This window comes from Pseudomonas sp. GW821-FHT09C10, assembly GCF_059418085.1.
Genome location: NZ_JBWKPE010000001.1, coordinates 394,091 through 407,701, shown reverse-complemented (window position 1 = coordinate 407,701; position 13,611 = coordinate 394,091). Strand labels below are relative to the sequence as shown.

Below are 13,611 nucleotides of genomic sequence, written 5' to 3'. Positions count from 1 at the left end.
GTTAATTATTCCCAGCCTTACTGGCTTTTGCCTTTGCGTCCCTGTCTTCAATGCCTTTAAGCTTGCTCTCCGGTAGCAGATTGAAAAGATCATCAATTTCACCTGGTAGAGCAATTTGCTCCTCAATGATGAGATTGATCAAGCGAAAGAGAGGGAGAACAAATTTATCTCCATCTGAAAGGTCGAGTACGCCGGGATGGACTGCTTCGTTCCCAATCACCCGGACTGTATCCAAAGCCCTTTGAATTTTCGTAGATAATCCTTGTTCTACGAGAGTCGCTATCATCGTGTTGATATCACCCTTTTCTTGCTTGGTTAGCACTAAGCATAGTTTTTCAATGCAAAGCCTAAGTAGGGCGGCTGCGGACCGTGGGGAAAGCGAGGCAATTTGCCTTGCTTCCTCGTACCCCTCTCTTATCTCTTCAGGCATTTGTGGATGAGCAGGTTCGGCCTGTACTACGTGTGGATAGACCATTTGGGTCGATCGCGCTACGTACGTCCAAATGCTTCTTTCATTGCAGCTATGACAAGTCGCAGCTAAGAAGTCGGACAAATTATCATCTTCCAGCGCCAGCTGATCCCACTGCATTCCTGTCAACGCTAAGCAGAAAGGACAATTAAAACTCTTCTTGCCAGCTTCAGGGGGGACAAATTTTGTCATGAGCTTTTCTCTTGTCTGTTTTCGATATATTAAGGCTTCTAAGCTTGTGTGAGTTCATTCTCTTTAAACTCGATTAAAAGCCAACACGCTAGGCATTTTGCATCATTGGGTGCATGAAAACGCCCACTCCCTACACCAGCATCGCCGCCGCCCATTGGCAGCCCACCCTCGGCACGTCCGGCGAGGTGGTCGAAGGCCTGCGCGACATCGACCAGGCTATCCGCATTATCCTGACCACGCCCAAGGGCAGCGATGCCCACCGGCCAGAGTTCGGCAGCGACCTACATCTATATATCGACTGGCCCACAAACCGAGTCACTCCGCACCTGGTGCGTGAAGCCGTCGACGCAATCCGTCGCTGGGAAACCCGCGTAACAGTCGTCCAGGTGCAAGTCAGCATTGATGTCGAACACATCACTGTGCGTGTGCGATGGCGTGTAGCCGACGGCATACCTCAATTGACCGAGGTGCCTTATGCGCGAGCTGCCTAAACCGGTATTTATTGAGATTGATCCAGCTGCCAATGAGGCAAGCCTGATCGCTCGATATGAGGAAAAGTCCAAAAAGACCCTGTACCCGGCTCAAGTTGAGCGACTGTTTATAGACCAGATCGCTTATGCCGTTACCCGTCTACAGATGGGTATTCAGAATGCTGGCGAGCAGCTGCTCGTGCGTTTCTCGAATGGCGCAATCCTTGATTACCTGGGCGAGTTGGTGGCTACACCTCGACTTTTGGCAAAACCGGCGCGCTGCATCATGCGGTTCAGTCTGCCAGCAGCTGTTCAGCAGCCGTTGTTGATCATTGCTGGCACTCGGGTCAGTACCCAGGACACCAAACTGACGTTCCTGACGGACCAGGATGTCATGATTGCCGTAGGGCAGACTAATGTCAGTGTTACAGCAACGTGCCTTGTCGCGGGTGAGCAAGGCAACGGCTGGGCCGTCGGCCAGATCAGCAGTATTGGTAATCCCCCGGCGCAAAGTTTGGTCGCTAGTAACACCAACGTGACCGCTGACGGTGCAGAGGACGAGAGTGATGACCGCTATCGCGAGCGCATCATTCTGGCACCCGAGGCCTTCAGCAATGCCGGAAGCCGTGGTGCGTACCGTTATCACGCGCTGGCTGTGCATCAGTCAATTATAGATGTAGAGGTCCAGGGTCCTGACGAGGGCCAACCACCTGGCCATGTCGCATTGTATCCACTGACGAACACAGGACTGCCTTCGGCGGACCTGTTGCAGCAGATCAAAGACCAGGTCACAGGCGAAAAGCTAAGGCCCTTGTGTGACACGGTGCACGCCTATGCCCCCTTGGAGATCAGCTATCAGATCAAGGCCCATATAACGTTCTATGCAACCGCTGATCGTGCTGGCGCAATGTTGGCTGCCCGTGCGGCAGCGGATGCCTATGCCGTTGAACGGCGTGCGGGCCTGGGCCGTGATCTTATCCAGGAACAGTTGATTGCCGTACTCCAGGTTAATGGGGTGTATCGGGCAGATCTGGAGTTCCCGAGTGCGCCACGTGTGGTTGAAGGCAATGAATGGGCGAACTGCACATCTATAGCGTTATTCGATGCAGGCGTTGCCAATGGCTAAGCAGCAGTTGCCACCTGCTCTGGAGGGGGATGAGCGCTTTGCTTTGCTGTTGGAGCTACTCGACGAGGCTTTGGGCGCTCTGGATCTGAATTCGATGCTGGTTTACTTGGTTGACCTGGTACAGCCGACGTTGCTACCAGTACTGGCCGACCAGTTTTCACTGCTCGATGAGGCTGCCTGGCTATTGGCCGAGTCGGAGGAAGCCAAGCGTAACCTGATCAAGAACTCTGCCGAACTGCACCGCTACAAGGGCACTCCCTGGGCGATCCGTGAAGTGATTCGCCTGCTCGGATTCGGGGAGGTAACAATCCAAGAAGGCCTCAACAATCAAATCCGCAACGGATCTATCAACAGAACAGGTACTCATGTTCATGGTGATCCATCCGCCTGGCCGCTTTACCGAGTCTTTTTGAAGAGAGCCATCACCAATGACCAGGCTGCGCTACTGCGCCGCCTTCTTCTTTCCGTCGCACCTGCACGTTGCAAGCTGGCTGCCTTGGACTATCAGTCCGTGGCTATCAGGCATAACGGCTCAGCGCGCCGGGACGGCCAATACAACCATGGGAGCAGCTAATGGCCAATCTACCCGAGTCAAATGAATGGACGCTTGGTATCTACCAACTGGAAACGTCCGATCCGGTGTTAGGAGGCCCTGAGGGGATAGACAACCTCCAGGGTAAGCAGCTTGCGAACCGCACGAAGTGGCTCAAGGATCAGCTCGATAAAATTGTAGGGGGTGTGACCTCGGTTGGTAAGACCGCTCGGTTGGAGACAGCTCGAAATCTGAAGTTAAAAGGTGCCGCAACAGGCACAGGTAGCTTCGACGGGAGTGCAGATACCGAAATCACCCTGACCTTGGCGAACAGTGGGGTTACTGCAGGCAGTTACGCAAAGGTAACGGTCGATGCCAAGGGCCTTGTCACTGGTGGGGCTGCACTTGGCGCGAATGACCTGCCAGAGGGAATTACCGCGCCTCAATTTGACAAGGACAAATCGCTCGCCACTACCGAGTTTACAAAGCGAATGGGCGTCGAGTATTCGGGCTTCGCGCCGCTTACCGCCAGCACAACGCTGGGGGCTTCAAGCATTGGCGGTGTTGTGGCCGCAGCATCTGTTGCACCTATTAACATTACTTTACCGCCGACCGCAGGGGTACCGGACGGGGCGACGGTCGACGTCGTGAATGCAGGAGCAGGTGCGGTAACTGTTCTGACTACCGGGTTGGACGTTCTGACGTCCCCATTCGCGGGTGCGATAGCTGTCGTCTTAGGATCAGGGGATAACGCCGCGCTTGTGAAAGTCTCTGGCTCCTGGCGCTTGCGTGGCGGCTCCATGGCCCTTAAATACGCGGCCGTAATGTCCGGATCAAACTGGACAACAAGACCACAGTTCGACAACAGCCAAGCGTTTGCAACCACTGAGTTTGTAAAGCGGATGGGGTTCGAATGGTCAAGCTTCAGCACGTTCACCGCCAGTACGGTATTGGGCAATGGAAGTGTTGGCGGCATCGTAAATATCGGGTCTGCAACACCAGTCAACCTGACCTTTCCACTCACTGCGCCAATCGCGTCTGGTGGCGCGATTATGGTGGTAAACAGTGCGGTCGGAACTGTAACCCTGCTGGCTTCGAACGGCGAAGCTCTTACGAACTTGAGCGGCAGTGCAATTGCCGTTGTCCTTGGACAAGGTGATTCGGCGGTACTGGCGAGGCTGACGGGCGAGTGGCGATTGGTTGGCGGTTCAATGGCGCTTAAATACGCATTCTCAATGGCTGGGTCGTCCGGGGTTACCGGTTATCAGAGGCTACCGAGCGGCCAGCAAGAATGCCGGGGAACATTCACGTCCAGCCCTACACCCGGAGCGCCGGTAAACGTAACATTCCCTTTGGGGTTTGGATCGATCAGTCAGCTGGTGATAACGCCGGTTAGCACCTCAACGGCGGCGGTTTCCGCCTGGCACGACTCCGCTACCGTTTCGGGATTCAACGGCCACTGTAACCTCGCATCGACTATCTGCCATTACATTGCAAAAGGACAAGTCGCATGACTATTTGGGCTAAGTGGTTGGCTGAGGATCAGCGTTTCCTGTTCCTTCCCCGTGGCAGCGACGGTGTAGAAATTACGGAGGAAGAACATGCCGCGCTGCTGCAAGGGCAGGCTGACGGCCAGGTGATTGCTTCCGATGAAAGAGGCTATCCGAAATTAATTGTTCCACCGGCGCCATCCCCAGACCTTCTAGCGGCGGTTGAGCGTGCATGGCGTGACGAACAGCTTGCTCAGACTGACGGTGTTGTCTCGCGGCACCGTGATGAATTGGAGGACGGGGTGAAAACCACGTTAACACCCGAGCAGTACACAGACCTACAGGCTTACCGCCGAGCGCTGCGCAGTTGGCCGGAAGCGGGAGAGTTTCCCCTGATTGAGCATCGCCCCTCTGTACCATCTTGGCTGGCAGGACGAATTTGAAAAAGTAAGAGGCGGCTAAGCGGCCCGATTCAGTCGGGCTGTTTTGATATTCTGTTGCAGCAGACGCAAAAGAACCTGAAGCTATTTATCTCACGTTAGGGCGCGATTTTTTCGCGCGCGGCGTCAGGAGGGGGCCAAGCCCTCTCCCACATTTGATCAGTGCGGGCCGCTGGAAATCAGTCCTCCTTGCGCACTGTCGCCACATCGTCGGCTTTGACACGGATGTGTTTACCGGCAATGTCGGTGAACTCGTAGAAACCATCGGCCGTCTTGGTTTTTGGAGAGTCTTTGGTCAAATACTGCGTGCCATTTTGCAGCGTCACTACGGTTTGCGTCGCGCAACCGGCCAATACCAGAAAAGTGAGTGCAACCAGTGGCAGCCCCAAATTCTTCATGTTCATAACCCTTACCGTTAACCCTGAAAAGTCCCGCGCCAAGGCTGCGGGCCATAAATTTTACGCCATCGACTCCCCCATCTGATCACTTTTATACAAAAAGTTGCGTGCGCCATTTATCTATTACCGATTGCAACACAGTATGGGGAGCGGCACTCTGTATGCATAACCAGTATTTGACCTGCGCCCGCCATGCCCAATCCCCTCGACGATCCGCTCTATTACCTGCATAACTTCCGCCAGGTCCTGCATTGGCTGGGGCAACGCTATGCCGATCTGCTCGACCCTGACGAACAGCATTTCATTCAGCAATTCGACAGGTTGCCGCAAGCGTCCCAGGCGCTGTTGGTGCGCATGGTGATGCGCAAGGGCGTGCATTTTCGTGCGGGCAAGCTGCACTACGCGGAGATTGGTTGCCCCCATGCCGCTGCCGCGCCTTTGCGGGAATTGGGATGGGTGGACGACAACCATCTTCTGGCATTTGAAGCATTATTCGCCTTGCTGCAAAAAGGCGAGATCCTCAGCACCTTCGCCCCCTGGATCGACCAGCCCAAGGGCAGGAAGGCCGACTGGCTGCACGGGTTGGCGGCGCAGTTCACCGACACGCGCCGTTTCGCCGACTGGTGCCCGGACCTGGCCGACACGCTGTACAGCCTCACCGTGATGGAGTTATGCGACCGCCTGCGGCTGATGTTCTTCGGCAACCTGCACCAGGATTGGTCCGAGTTCGTCCTCGCCGACCTGGGCATCTACACCTATGAAAAAGTCGAGTTCTGCGCCGAATCGCGGGGGTTGCGCAGCCGCGCCGACGTGCACGGTTTTCTGTTCCTGCACCAATGCCAGCAGGCGTTTGAACGCGGTGAGGCGCTGGCGCAGGTGCTGGCTGAAGTGGCCACGCTGAACACCGACAACCCCTGGCTGGAAAAGCGCCGGGCCAAGCTGTTGTTCCAGCTCGGCCAGTATTGCGAGCGCAGTGCCGAGTTGGACCTGGCGCAGCAGATCTACCGCACCTGCGCCTACCCCGGCGCCCGCGCGCGGCTGATTCGCGTGCTGGAGCGCCAGGAGGATTACGTCCAGGCCATGGCCCTGGCAAGCGTCGCGCAACAGGCACCGGAAAGTGCCGCCGAACAGCAGCACCTGTTGCGCGTGATGCCCCGCCTGCGGCGCAAGCTGGGCGAACCCCGGCTGCCGACGCTCAAATCCCGTGAAGTCACGCGCCTGGACCTGGAACTTGCGCTGCCGGAGCCGTTGATGTCGGTGGAGTCCTGTGTCCAGGCCCACCTGAGCGCACCTGATGCACCGGTGCACTACGTCGAGAACGGTCTGATCAATTCGCTGTTCGGCCTGCTGTGCTGGGAGGCGATCTTCGCGCCGCTGCCGGGGGCGTTTTTCCACCCGTTCCAGCGTGGGCCGGCGGACCTGCACAGCGAAGACTTCCACGCGCGCCGCGTCCCCCTGTTTGACGCGTGTTTTGCGCAACTGCAGGACGGGCGCTACACGACCACCATCCGCCAACGCTACCTCGATAAGTGGGGGATCCAGTCGCCCTTTGTGTTCTGGAACCTGCTCAGTGAAGACCTGCTGGAACAAGCCTTGGCCTGCCTGCCGGCCGAACACCTGCGCTACTGGTTCGAACGCTTGCTGCTGGATATCCGCGCCAACCGTGCCGGCATGCCGGACCTGATCCAGTTCTGGCCGGCGCAGAAGACCTATCGCATGATCGAGGTCAAGGGCCCTGGCGACCGCTTGCAAGACAACCAGTTGCGTTGGCTGGAGTTCTGCGGCGAATACCAGATGCCCGTCACCGTCTGCTACGTACGCTGGGCGGAGCAACCCGCGTGAGCTACAGCGTAGCCGTGCGGGCGCTGTGTGAGTTCACCGCCAAGGTGGGCGACCTGGACCTGCGCTTTACCCCGTCGCCCAGCGCCCAGGAAGGTATAGCGGGCCATCGCACCGTCGCGTCGCGTCGCAGCGCGCACTACCAGAACGAAGTGGCCCTCGAAGGCGACTACCAGCAACTGAAGGTGCGGGGCAGGGCAGACGGCTATGACCCGGACGCCAATCGCCTGGAGGAGGTGAAGACCTATCGCGGCGACCTGGCTGCCCAACCCGCCAACCACCGGCAACTGCATTGGGCCCAGGCCAAGGTGTACGGCTGGTTGATGTGCCAGAAGCTTGGCCTCACGGATATCGACGTGGCGCTGGTGTATTTCGATATCGTCGGCGAAGGCGAAACCCTGCTCAATCAACGTTTCCAGGCGGACGAGCTGCAAGCGTTCTTCAATCAGCAATGTGCGCTGTTTCTCGGCTGGGCCCGCCAGGAAATGCAGCACCGCGAAGCGCGCAACGCTGCGGCGCAGACCTTGCGTTTCCCCCATGCCGATTTTCGCCCCGGCCAACGCACTCTGGCCGAGTCGGTGTACAAGGCTGTCAGCACCGGCCGTTGCCTGATGGCCCAGGCGCCAACGGGCATCGGCAAGACCATCGGCACGATCTTCCCGCTGCTCAAGGCCCTGGCGCCCCAGCAACTGGACAAGGTGTTTTTCCTCACCGCCAAGACCCCCGGTCGCAAACTCGCCCTCGATGCCGCCACGGTGCTGCATGCCAGCAGCGACCTGCCCCTGCGCGTTCTCGAACTGGTGGCGCGGGACAAGGCCTGCGAACACCTGGACAAAGCCTGCCACGGCGACTCCTGCTCGTTGGCCAAAGGCTTCTACGACCGCCTGCCCGCCGCACGCATCGCCGCGTCCAAGGTGCGCCTGCTCGACCAGCGCAACCTGCGCGATGTCGCCCTCGCTCACGGGGTATGCCCTTATTACCTGAGCCAGGAAATGGCGCGCTGGGCAGACCTGGTGGTCGCCGACTACAACTACTATTTCGACTTCGGCGCCATGCTCTTTGGCCTGGCCCAGCTCAACCAATGGCGCGCTGCCGTGCTGGTGGACGAAGCCCACAACCTGGTCGAGCGCGCCCGCTCGATGTACAGCGCCAGCCTCGACCAGTACAGCCTGAAGATCCTGCGGGACACCGCGCCCGAGCCGCTGAAGAAACCCCTGCAGCGCCTCAACCGCGAATGGAACGCCCTGCACAAGGACCAGCTCGCGCCATACCAGGCCTACAGCTTGCGCCCGGACAAACTGCTCCAGGCCCTGAACCTGTGCACCAGCGCCCTGGGCGATTACTTCAACGACCACCCCGAAGCCCTCAGCGGTGACCTGCAAGCCTTCTACTTCGAAGCGCTGCAATTTACCAAGGTCGCCGAGCTGTTCAGCGAGCACTTCATCTTCGACATCAGCAAGCGCCAGCTCGGCGGCAAACGCAGTAGCTCGACCCTGTGCCTGCGCAACGTGGTACCCGCCGAATTCATCCGGCCGCGCTTGACGGCGGCCCGCAGCAGCGTGTTGTTTTCCGCCACCTTGAGCCCTCGCCACTATTACGCCGACCTGCTGGGGTTGCCAGCGGACACGGCCTGGGTCGACGTGGAATCGCCGTTCAAGGCCGAACAACTGCACGTGCGCATCGTTGACGACATCTCCACCCGCTTCGTGCATCGCCAAGCCTCGCTGGCGCCGATTGTCGAGCTGATCGCCCGTCAGTTTGCCCGGCAACCGGGCAACTACCTGGCGTTTTTCTCAAGCTTTGATTACCTGCAACAGGTGGCGCAACTGCTTGCCGAAACACACCCGCAGATCCCGCTGTGGCAACAGTCGCGGGGCATGGCCGAGGCCGAACGCCAAGGCTTTCTCGACCAATTCACCGAGCACAGCCAAGGCGTCGGCTTTGCCGTGCTGGGCGGCGCGTTCGGTGAAGGCATCGACTTGCCGGGCACACGCCTGATCGGCGCATTTATCGCTACCCTGGGATTGCCGCAACTCAACCCGGTCAACGAGCAGATAAAACTGCGCATAGCGGCGATTTTTGGCGCAGGGTACGACTACACCTACCTGTACCCCGGCATCCAAAAGGTCGTGCAGGCGGCGGGGAGGGTGATCCGCAGCCAGCACGACCGGGGCGTGGTGATGTTGATGGATGATCGGTTCGGGGAGGCGCGGGTCCGCCAGTTGTTGCCGGGATGGTGGACGGTTTATTGAGCTATTCCTGCCATCAATAATGCTGGTTCTTGCACGACGGATCCCCCAGGCTAGGCAAAAACTTCCAGGAAAGGCACCGACCATGAGCCAACTGCCCGCGCAAAAGATCCCTGTAAACGGTATTGAGCTATGGGTGCATGTCGCGGGGCCGGAACAGGGCCGCCCCATCTGGCTGCTCCATGGATTTCCCGAGTGCTGGCACTCCTGGCGTGAACAGATTCCGGCGTTGGCCGCGGCAGGTTATCGGGTGTTTGCCCCACAAATGCGCGGTTACGGGCCATCGAGTTCGCCCGCCGAGATTGCCGACTATGACCTGTTGACCCTGTGTGGCGATATCCAGCAGGCCATGGATCACTTCGGTCATGATCAGGTCACCATGGTCGGCCATGACTGGGGCGCCGTGGTGGCCTGGCACCTGGCGTTGCTCGAGCCGGAGCGCGTCACTCGGTTGGTCACAATGTCCGTGCCTTTTGCCGGGCGTGCTCGGCGGCCGGTGATCGACATCATGCGCGAGCTGTATGCCGACCGCTTCAATTACATCCTGTATTTCCAGGAACCGGGAGTGGCCGAGCAGGAGTTGGATGCCGATATCGAACGCACCTTGCGCCTGTTCATGCAGGACCAGGATGTGTTTCTACAGCAGAAACCGGCCACCGCCACGTTGCTTGAGGGCACTTCAACGCCCGGTGCATTGCCGCGCTGGTGTACACCGGCGGACCTCGACGTGTACGTGGAAACCTTCGCTGGACAGGGCTTTCGCGGCCCGTTGAACTGGTACCGCAATTTCGAGCGCAACTGGCAGCGCACCGAATTCCTCGCCGGCCGCCAGGTGTTGCAACCGACCTTGTTCCTGATTGGCGACCGCGACCCGGTGGGCGTATTCGAGGCCCATACGCTCAAACGCATGCCCGAATGCGTGCCGCAGTTGGAGCTGCACGTGTTGGCCAACTGCGGGCACTGGATCCAGAACGAGCAGGGCGCGCGGGTTAACACGTTGCTGCTCGATTTCCTGGGTCGGCACTGAACCGTCAGACCACTTCCAGGTAGGAACTGTGGATCGCACGCGCCAACTCGCGCACGGTGTCGATGAACTCCGTGAGACGGCTATGCAGGCCGTCTTCGAGAATCTCATCAATCCCGGTATACCTCAGCCGCGCCTCGAACTCCGCCGCCAGGCGCTGTGCGGTGCGCCCGTAACTGCCGGGCAGGTCCGCAAGGATATGACTCAACTCTTCGATACAGGCATGCAACGAACGCGGCACGTCACTGCGTAATAACAGCAACTCCGACACCGACCGCGCATTCAGCGCATTCGGATACAGCTCCGTATACGCCTCGAACGACGACAACGCGCGGAGCAGGGCGCTCCACTGGTAATACCCGCGTGCCGACAGGTCGCTGACTTCTTCCGACTCTTCGCCGAACATCTCGTAGCGCGCGTCCAGCAGGCGCAAGGTATTGTCCGCGCGTTCGACAAAGGTGCCCAGGCGAATGAACCGATAGGCGTCGTTGCGCATGATGGTCCCCGAGGTCGCGCCGCGGAACAGGTGCGAACGCTGCTTGACCCAGTCACAGAAGTGGCTGATGCCATGGCGTGCCAGGCCGCCGGCGGCGATGCTGCGCATTTCCAGCCAGGTGGCGTTGAGGTTTTCCCACATGTCGGCAGTGATGCGTCCGCGCACCGCATGGGCATTGCCCCGCGCGGCGCGCAGGCAGTTGTAGATGCTGGCCGGGTTTTCTTCGTCGAGGGCGAAGAAGTGCAGCATGCGCTCGGCATCCAGGGTTTGGTGGCGCTCCAGGTAACTGTCCAGGGTGCCGCTGCTGAGCAACGACATCGCCAGTTCGTCCAGGCCATCGCTACGCCCGGCCTGGGGCATCAGCGACAGGGAGTAACTGACTTCGAGCATGCGCGCCAGGTTCTCGGCGCGCTCCAGGTAGCGGGACATCCAATACAGATCTGCGGCGGTTCTACTCAACATACTCAGCCCTCCACCACCCAGGTGTCCTTGGTTCCGCCGCCTTGCGACGAGTTGACGATCAACGAGCCTTCCTTCAGTGCCACACGGGTGAGGCCTCCCGGCACCAGGCGGGTTTCCTTGCCCGAGAGCACAAAGGGCCGCAGGTCGATATGCCGGGGTGCGATGCCGTTTTCGACAAAGGTCGGGCAGGTGGACAGGCTCAGGGTCGGTTGGGCGATATACGCATGGGGGCGGGCCTTGATGCGTTGGCGGAAGTCTTCGATCTCGGCGGCGCTGGAAGCGGGGCCTACCAGCATGCCGTAGCCGCCGGAGCCCTGGGTTTCCTTGACCACCAGGTCGGCGAGGTTGGCCAGTACGTGGGACAGTTCATCCGGCTTGCGGCACTGGAAGGTCGGCACGTTTTGCAGGATCGGCTCTTCATCCAGGTAAAACTTGATCATCGCCGGCACATAGGGATAGATCGATTTGTCGTCCGCCACGCCGGTGCCGATGGCATTGGCCAGCACCACATTGCCGGCGCAATAGGCCGCGACCAGCCCTGGCACGCCGAGCATGGATTCAGGGTTGAACGCCTGCGGGTCGAGGAAGGCGTCGTCGATACGCCGGTAGATCACGTCCACCGCCTTGGGCCCGTCGGTGGTGCGCATGAACACCTTGAGGTCGTGCACGAACAGGTCGGCGCCTTCCACCAGTTCCACACCCATTTCCCGCGCCAGGAACGCATGTTCGAAGAACGCGCTGTTGAAGCGCCCAGGCGTCAGCACCACCACATTGGGGTTATCCAGGCGGCTGGAGCTTTTCAGGGTCTTGAGCAGCAGGTTGGGGTAGTGGTCCACCGGCGCGATACGCTGCTTGGCGAACACCTCGGGGAACAGGCGCATCATCATCTTGCGGTCTTCGAGCATGTAGCTCACGCCGCTGGGGGTGCGCAGGTTGTCTTCGAGCACATAGTAGGTACCGTCGCCATCACGTACCAGGTCCACCCCCGAGATGTGGGAATAAATATCGCGGTGCAGATCCAGGCCGACCATGGCCTTCTGGTAACCCTCGTTGCCCAGCACCTGGTCGGCCGGAATGATCCCGGCCTTGATGATGCGCTGGTCGTGGTAGATGTCGGCGAGGAACATGTTCAGTGCATTGACGCGCTGGATACAGCCGCGTTCGATCACGCTCCATTCACTGGCGGGGATGCTGCGGGGGATGATGTCGAAGGGGATCAGGCGCTCGGTATCCTGCTCGTCGCCATAAAGGGTGAAGGTGATTCCCGCGCGATGGAAGAGCAGATCGGCTTCGCGACGGCGCTGGGCCAGCAGTTCCGGCGGCGTGTTGGCCAGCCAGCGGGAGAAGTCCTGATAGTGCGCACGGCACACGCCGTTTGCGTCATTCATTTCATCGAAGAAAGATCGAGCCATTCCAGTACCTTGTCAGTGCCGAGGGTTGCCTTGGGTGGCACTGCCGCTTTAAAAAACGCATTTTTTTATGAGCCCGTGGCTGAGGGTGCCACCGGGCCTGGTCCTTACTTTCTTATGGGGTCGGCTCTGGGTCGGGGGGTAACGAATGTTCCTGTATTCGGGCAGATGAATGGATAAAGCAATGCGTGTGCCGGAATGGGCATCCCGCGCTGATTTCCCATTGTGGTGAGCGGGCCTTCTGGGGTGAGCTGGGCTGTTGTGGTGAGCTGGAATGCTGGGGAGGGGAGCTGGACTGCTGTGGTGAGCCCGCTTATCACAGAAAAAAGGCAGGCCATGACAAGGCTGCTCACCATAAGGGAGCGGCTTGCGCACAGAGATGGTGCAGCAACAAACTTGAACTTCGCCACGACCCGATTCTTCTAAGGGGTTTGAACCCAGCAGGGAGCACGGATGTGCCCAGAATCATTTCACCCGACACCCCGGAAGCGAACCTGGCCGACCACAGCGAGCACAACGCCAAGATCTTCGGCTCGCCCAAGGACCGCCTGGACTTCTACCGTCGCGAAATCCAATACGAAACCACCATCCTTGCCAACCGCACCGATGCCTACCTGACGGCGCAGTCGTTCCTGGTGATTGCCTTTGTCTCCGGCATGGGCAACCTCAACCCCGAGTGGGGCAAGTTGTTCACCCTGGTGGTGCCGGTGTTCCTGACGCTGCTCGGCATACTCAGTTCCCTGAATGCCTGGCCGGGGATTCGGGCCGCGTATGAAATCATCGATCACTGGCACTATAAACAGAGCGAACTGCTGCGCAGCGAGCCGGTGATGGGCATGGCCTACGATGAGTCGCCGCTGTTTTCCGAAATGGAGTCGTCCCATAAGGGCTATCGCAAGTCGCTGTTGTTCTCCATGCGTGCGCCGTGGCTGTTCATGGTGTTCTGGGTGTTGCTGGGGGCGTATGCGTTTTACATTCAGGTGGATAATCCGGGCTCCTAGGCATTTGGAACTGA

The 13,611-nt window shown here is 59.2% G+C and carries 13 protein-coding genes; 9 read left to right on the top strand and 4 right to left on the bottom strand.

Annotated features, from left to right (window positions below):
* Window position 1: 1 nt before the first annotated feature.
* Window positions 2–661, bottom strand: coding sequence for a DUF4145 domain-containing protein (locus tag AC07OT_RS01795; protein WP_495107262.1), 660 nt, complete (start codon window positions 659–661; stop codon window positions 2–4).
* 113 nt (window positions 662–774) lie between these two features.
* Here AC07OT_RS01795 and AC07OT_RS01790 point away from each other — a divergent pair, with 113 nt between their 5' ends.
* The 5 genes from AC07OT_RS01790 to AC07OT_RS01770 are packed head-to-tail and all read left to right on the top strand — an operon-like array spanning window position 775 to window position 4,722.
* On the top strand, window positions 775–1,152 hold the full coding sequence (locus AC07OT_RS01790; RefSeq protein ID WP_495107261.1) for a GPW/gp25 family protein: 378 nt from the start codon (window positions 775–777) through the stop codon (window positions 1,150–1,152).
* Complete coding sequence (locus AC07OT_RS01785) at window positions 1,136–2,257, top strand: baseplate assembly protein (protein WP_495107260.1); 1,122 nt, start codon at window positions 1,136–1,138, stop codon at window positions 2,255–2,257. Before AC07OT_RS01790 ends, AC07OT_RS01785 begins: the two co-directional genes overlap by 17 nt.
* On the top strand, window positions 2,250–2,831 hold the full coding sequence (locus tag AC07OT_RS01780) for a phage tail protein (RefSeq protein WP_495107259.1): 582 nt from the start codon (window positions 2,250–2,252) through the stop codon (window positions 2,829–2,831). Before AC07OT_RS01785 ends, AC07OT_RS01780 begins: the two co-directional genes overlap by 8 nt.
* The gene (locus tag AC07OT_RS01775; RefSeq protein ID WP_495107258.1) at window positions 2,831–4,303 is read left to right on the top strand and encodes a hypothetical protein; all 1,473 of its coding nucleotides are present in this window, start codon (window positions 2,831–2,833) and stop codon (window positions 4,301–4,303) included. The genes AC07OT_RS01780 and AC07OT_RS01775 overlap by 1 nt, the downstream gene beginning before the upstream one ends.
* Window positions 4,300–4,722 (top strand): phage tail assembly chaperone, encoded by a 423-nt coding sequence (locus AC07OT_RS01770; protein WP_181639929.1) that lies wholly within the window; start codon window positions 4,300–4,302, stop codon window positions 4,720–4,722. The genes AC07OT_RS01775 and AC07OT_RS01770 overlap by 4 nt, the downstream gene beginning before the upstream one ends.
* Before the next feature lie 176 nt (window positions 4,723–4,898).
* Here the strand turns inward: AC07OT_RS01770 and AC07OT_RS01765 are convergent, their stop codons facing one another.
* The gene (locus AC07OT_RS01765; RefSeq protein WP_065941443.1) at window positions 4,899–5,123 is read right to left on the bottom strand and encodes a YgdI/YgdR family lipoprotein; all 225 of its coding nucleotides are present in this window, start codon (window positions 5,121–5,123) and stop codon (window positions 4,899–4,901) included.
* A gap of 186 nt (window positions 5,124–5,309) precedes the next feature.
* Between AC07OT_RS01765 and AC07OT_RS01760 the strand changes: the two genes are divergently transcribed.
* The 3 genes from AC07OT_RS01760 to AC07OT_RS01750 all read left to right on the top strand — a co-directional run bounded on the left by AC07OT_RS01760 (window position 5,310) and on the right by AC07OT_RS01750 (window position 10,232).
* On the top strand, window positions 5,310–6,959 hold the full coding sequence (locus AC07OT_RS01760; RefSeq protein WP_495101448.1) for a VRR-NUC domain-containing protein: 1,650 nt from the start codon (window positions 5,310–5,312) through the stop codon (window positions 6,957–6,959).
* Window positions 6,956–9,208, top strand: a complete 2,253-nt coding sequence (locus tag AC07OT_RS01755; RefSeq protein ID WP_495107257.1) for an ATP-dependent DNA helicase — start codon at window positions 6,956–6,958, stop codon at window positions 9,206–9,208. Before AC07OT_RS01760 ends, AC07OT_RS01755 begins: the two co-directional genes overlap by 4 nt.
* 82 nt (window positions 9,209–9,290) lie before the next feature.
* Window positions 9,291–10,232, top strand: a complete 942-nt coding sequence (locus AC07OT_RS01750) for an alpha/beta fold hydrolase (protein ID WP_495107256.1) — start codon at window positions 9,291–9,293, stop codon at window positions 10,230–10,232.
* Window positions 10,233–10,236: 4 nt separating this feature from the next.
* On the opposite strand, the gene AC07OT_RS01745 is transcribed toward AC07OT_RS01750, so the two are convergent.
* Both AC07OT_RS01745 and AC07OT_RS01740 read right to left on the bottom strand, forming a co-directional pair.
* Complete coding sequence (locus AC07OT_RS01745) at window positions 10,237–11,187, bottom strand: alpha-E domain-containing protein (RefSeq protein WP_065941447.1); 951 nt, start codon at window positions 11,185–11,187, stop codon at window positions 10,237–10,239.
* Between the two features lie 2 nt (window positions 11,188–11,189).
* Window positions 11,190–12,599, bottom strand: a complete 1,410-nt coding sequence (locus AC07OT_RS01740) for a circularly permuted type 2 ATP-grasp protein (RefSeq protein WP_495107255.1) — start codon at window positions 12,597–12,599, stop codon at window positions 11,190–11,192.
* Window positions 12,600–13,051: 452 nt separating this feature from the next.
* Between AC07OT_RS01740 and AC07OT_RS01735 the strand changes: the two genes are divergently transcribed.
* A complete protein-coding gene (locus AC07OT_RS01735) occupies window positions 13,052–13,597 on the top strand; it encodes a hypothetical protein (RefSeq protein WP_027605795.1) in 546 nt (181 codons plus the stop codon).
* Window positions 13,598–13,611 lie beyond the last annotated feature (14 nt).

Excerpts from the sequence above, each read along its gene's own strand:
- AC07OT_RS01750 (WP_495107256.1), top strand. The coding sequence starts at position 9,291 with ATGAGCCAACTGCCCGCGCAAAAGATCCCTGTAAACGGTATTGAGCTA.
- AC07OT_RS01740 (WP_495107255.1), bottom strand. The coding sequence starts at position 12,599 with ATGGCTCGATCTTTCTTCGATGAAATGAATGACGCAAACGGCGTGTGC.
- AC07OT_RS01765 (WP_065941443.1), bottom strand. The coding sequence starts at position 5,123 with ATGAACATGAAGAATTTGGGGCTGCCACTGGTTGCACTCACTTTTCTG.
- AC07OT_RS01795 (WP_495107262.1), bottom strand. The coding sequence starts at position 661 with ATGACAAAATTTGTCCCCCCTGAAGCTGGCAAGAAGAGTTTTAATTGT.
- AC07OT_RS01760 (WP_495101448.1), top strand. The coding sequence starts at position 5,310 with ATGCCCAATCCCCTCGACGATCCGCTCTATTACCTGCATAACTTCCGC.
- AC07OT_RS01785 (WP_495107260.1), top strand. The coding sequence starts at position 1,136 with ATGCGCGAGCTGCCTAAACCGGTATTTATTGAGATTGATCCAGCTGCC.
- AC07OT_RS01770 (WP_181639929.1), top strand. The coding sequence starts at position 4,300 with ATGACTATTTGGGCTAAGTGGTTGGCTGAGGATCAGCGTTTCCTGTTC.
- AC07OT_RS01780 (WP_495107259.1), top strand. The coding sequence starts at position 2,250 with ATGGCTAAGCAGCAGTTGCCACCTGCTCTGGAGGGGGATGAGCGCTTT.
- AC07OT_RS01790 (WP_495107261.1), top strand. The coding sequence starts at position 775 with ATGAAAACGCCCACTCCCTACACCAGCATCGCCGCCGCCCATTGGCAG.
- AC07OT_RS01775 (WP_495107258.1), top strand. The coding sequence starts at position 2,831 with ATGGCCAATCTACCCGAGTCAAATGAATGGACGCTTGGTATCTACCAA.
- AC07OT_RS01745 (WP_065941447.1), bottom strand. The coding sequence starts at position 11,187 with ATGTTGAGTAGAACCGCCGCAGATCTGTATTGGATGTCCCGCTACCTG.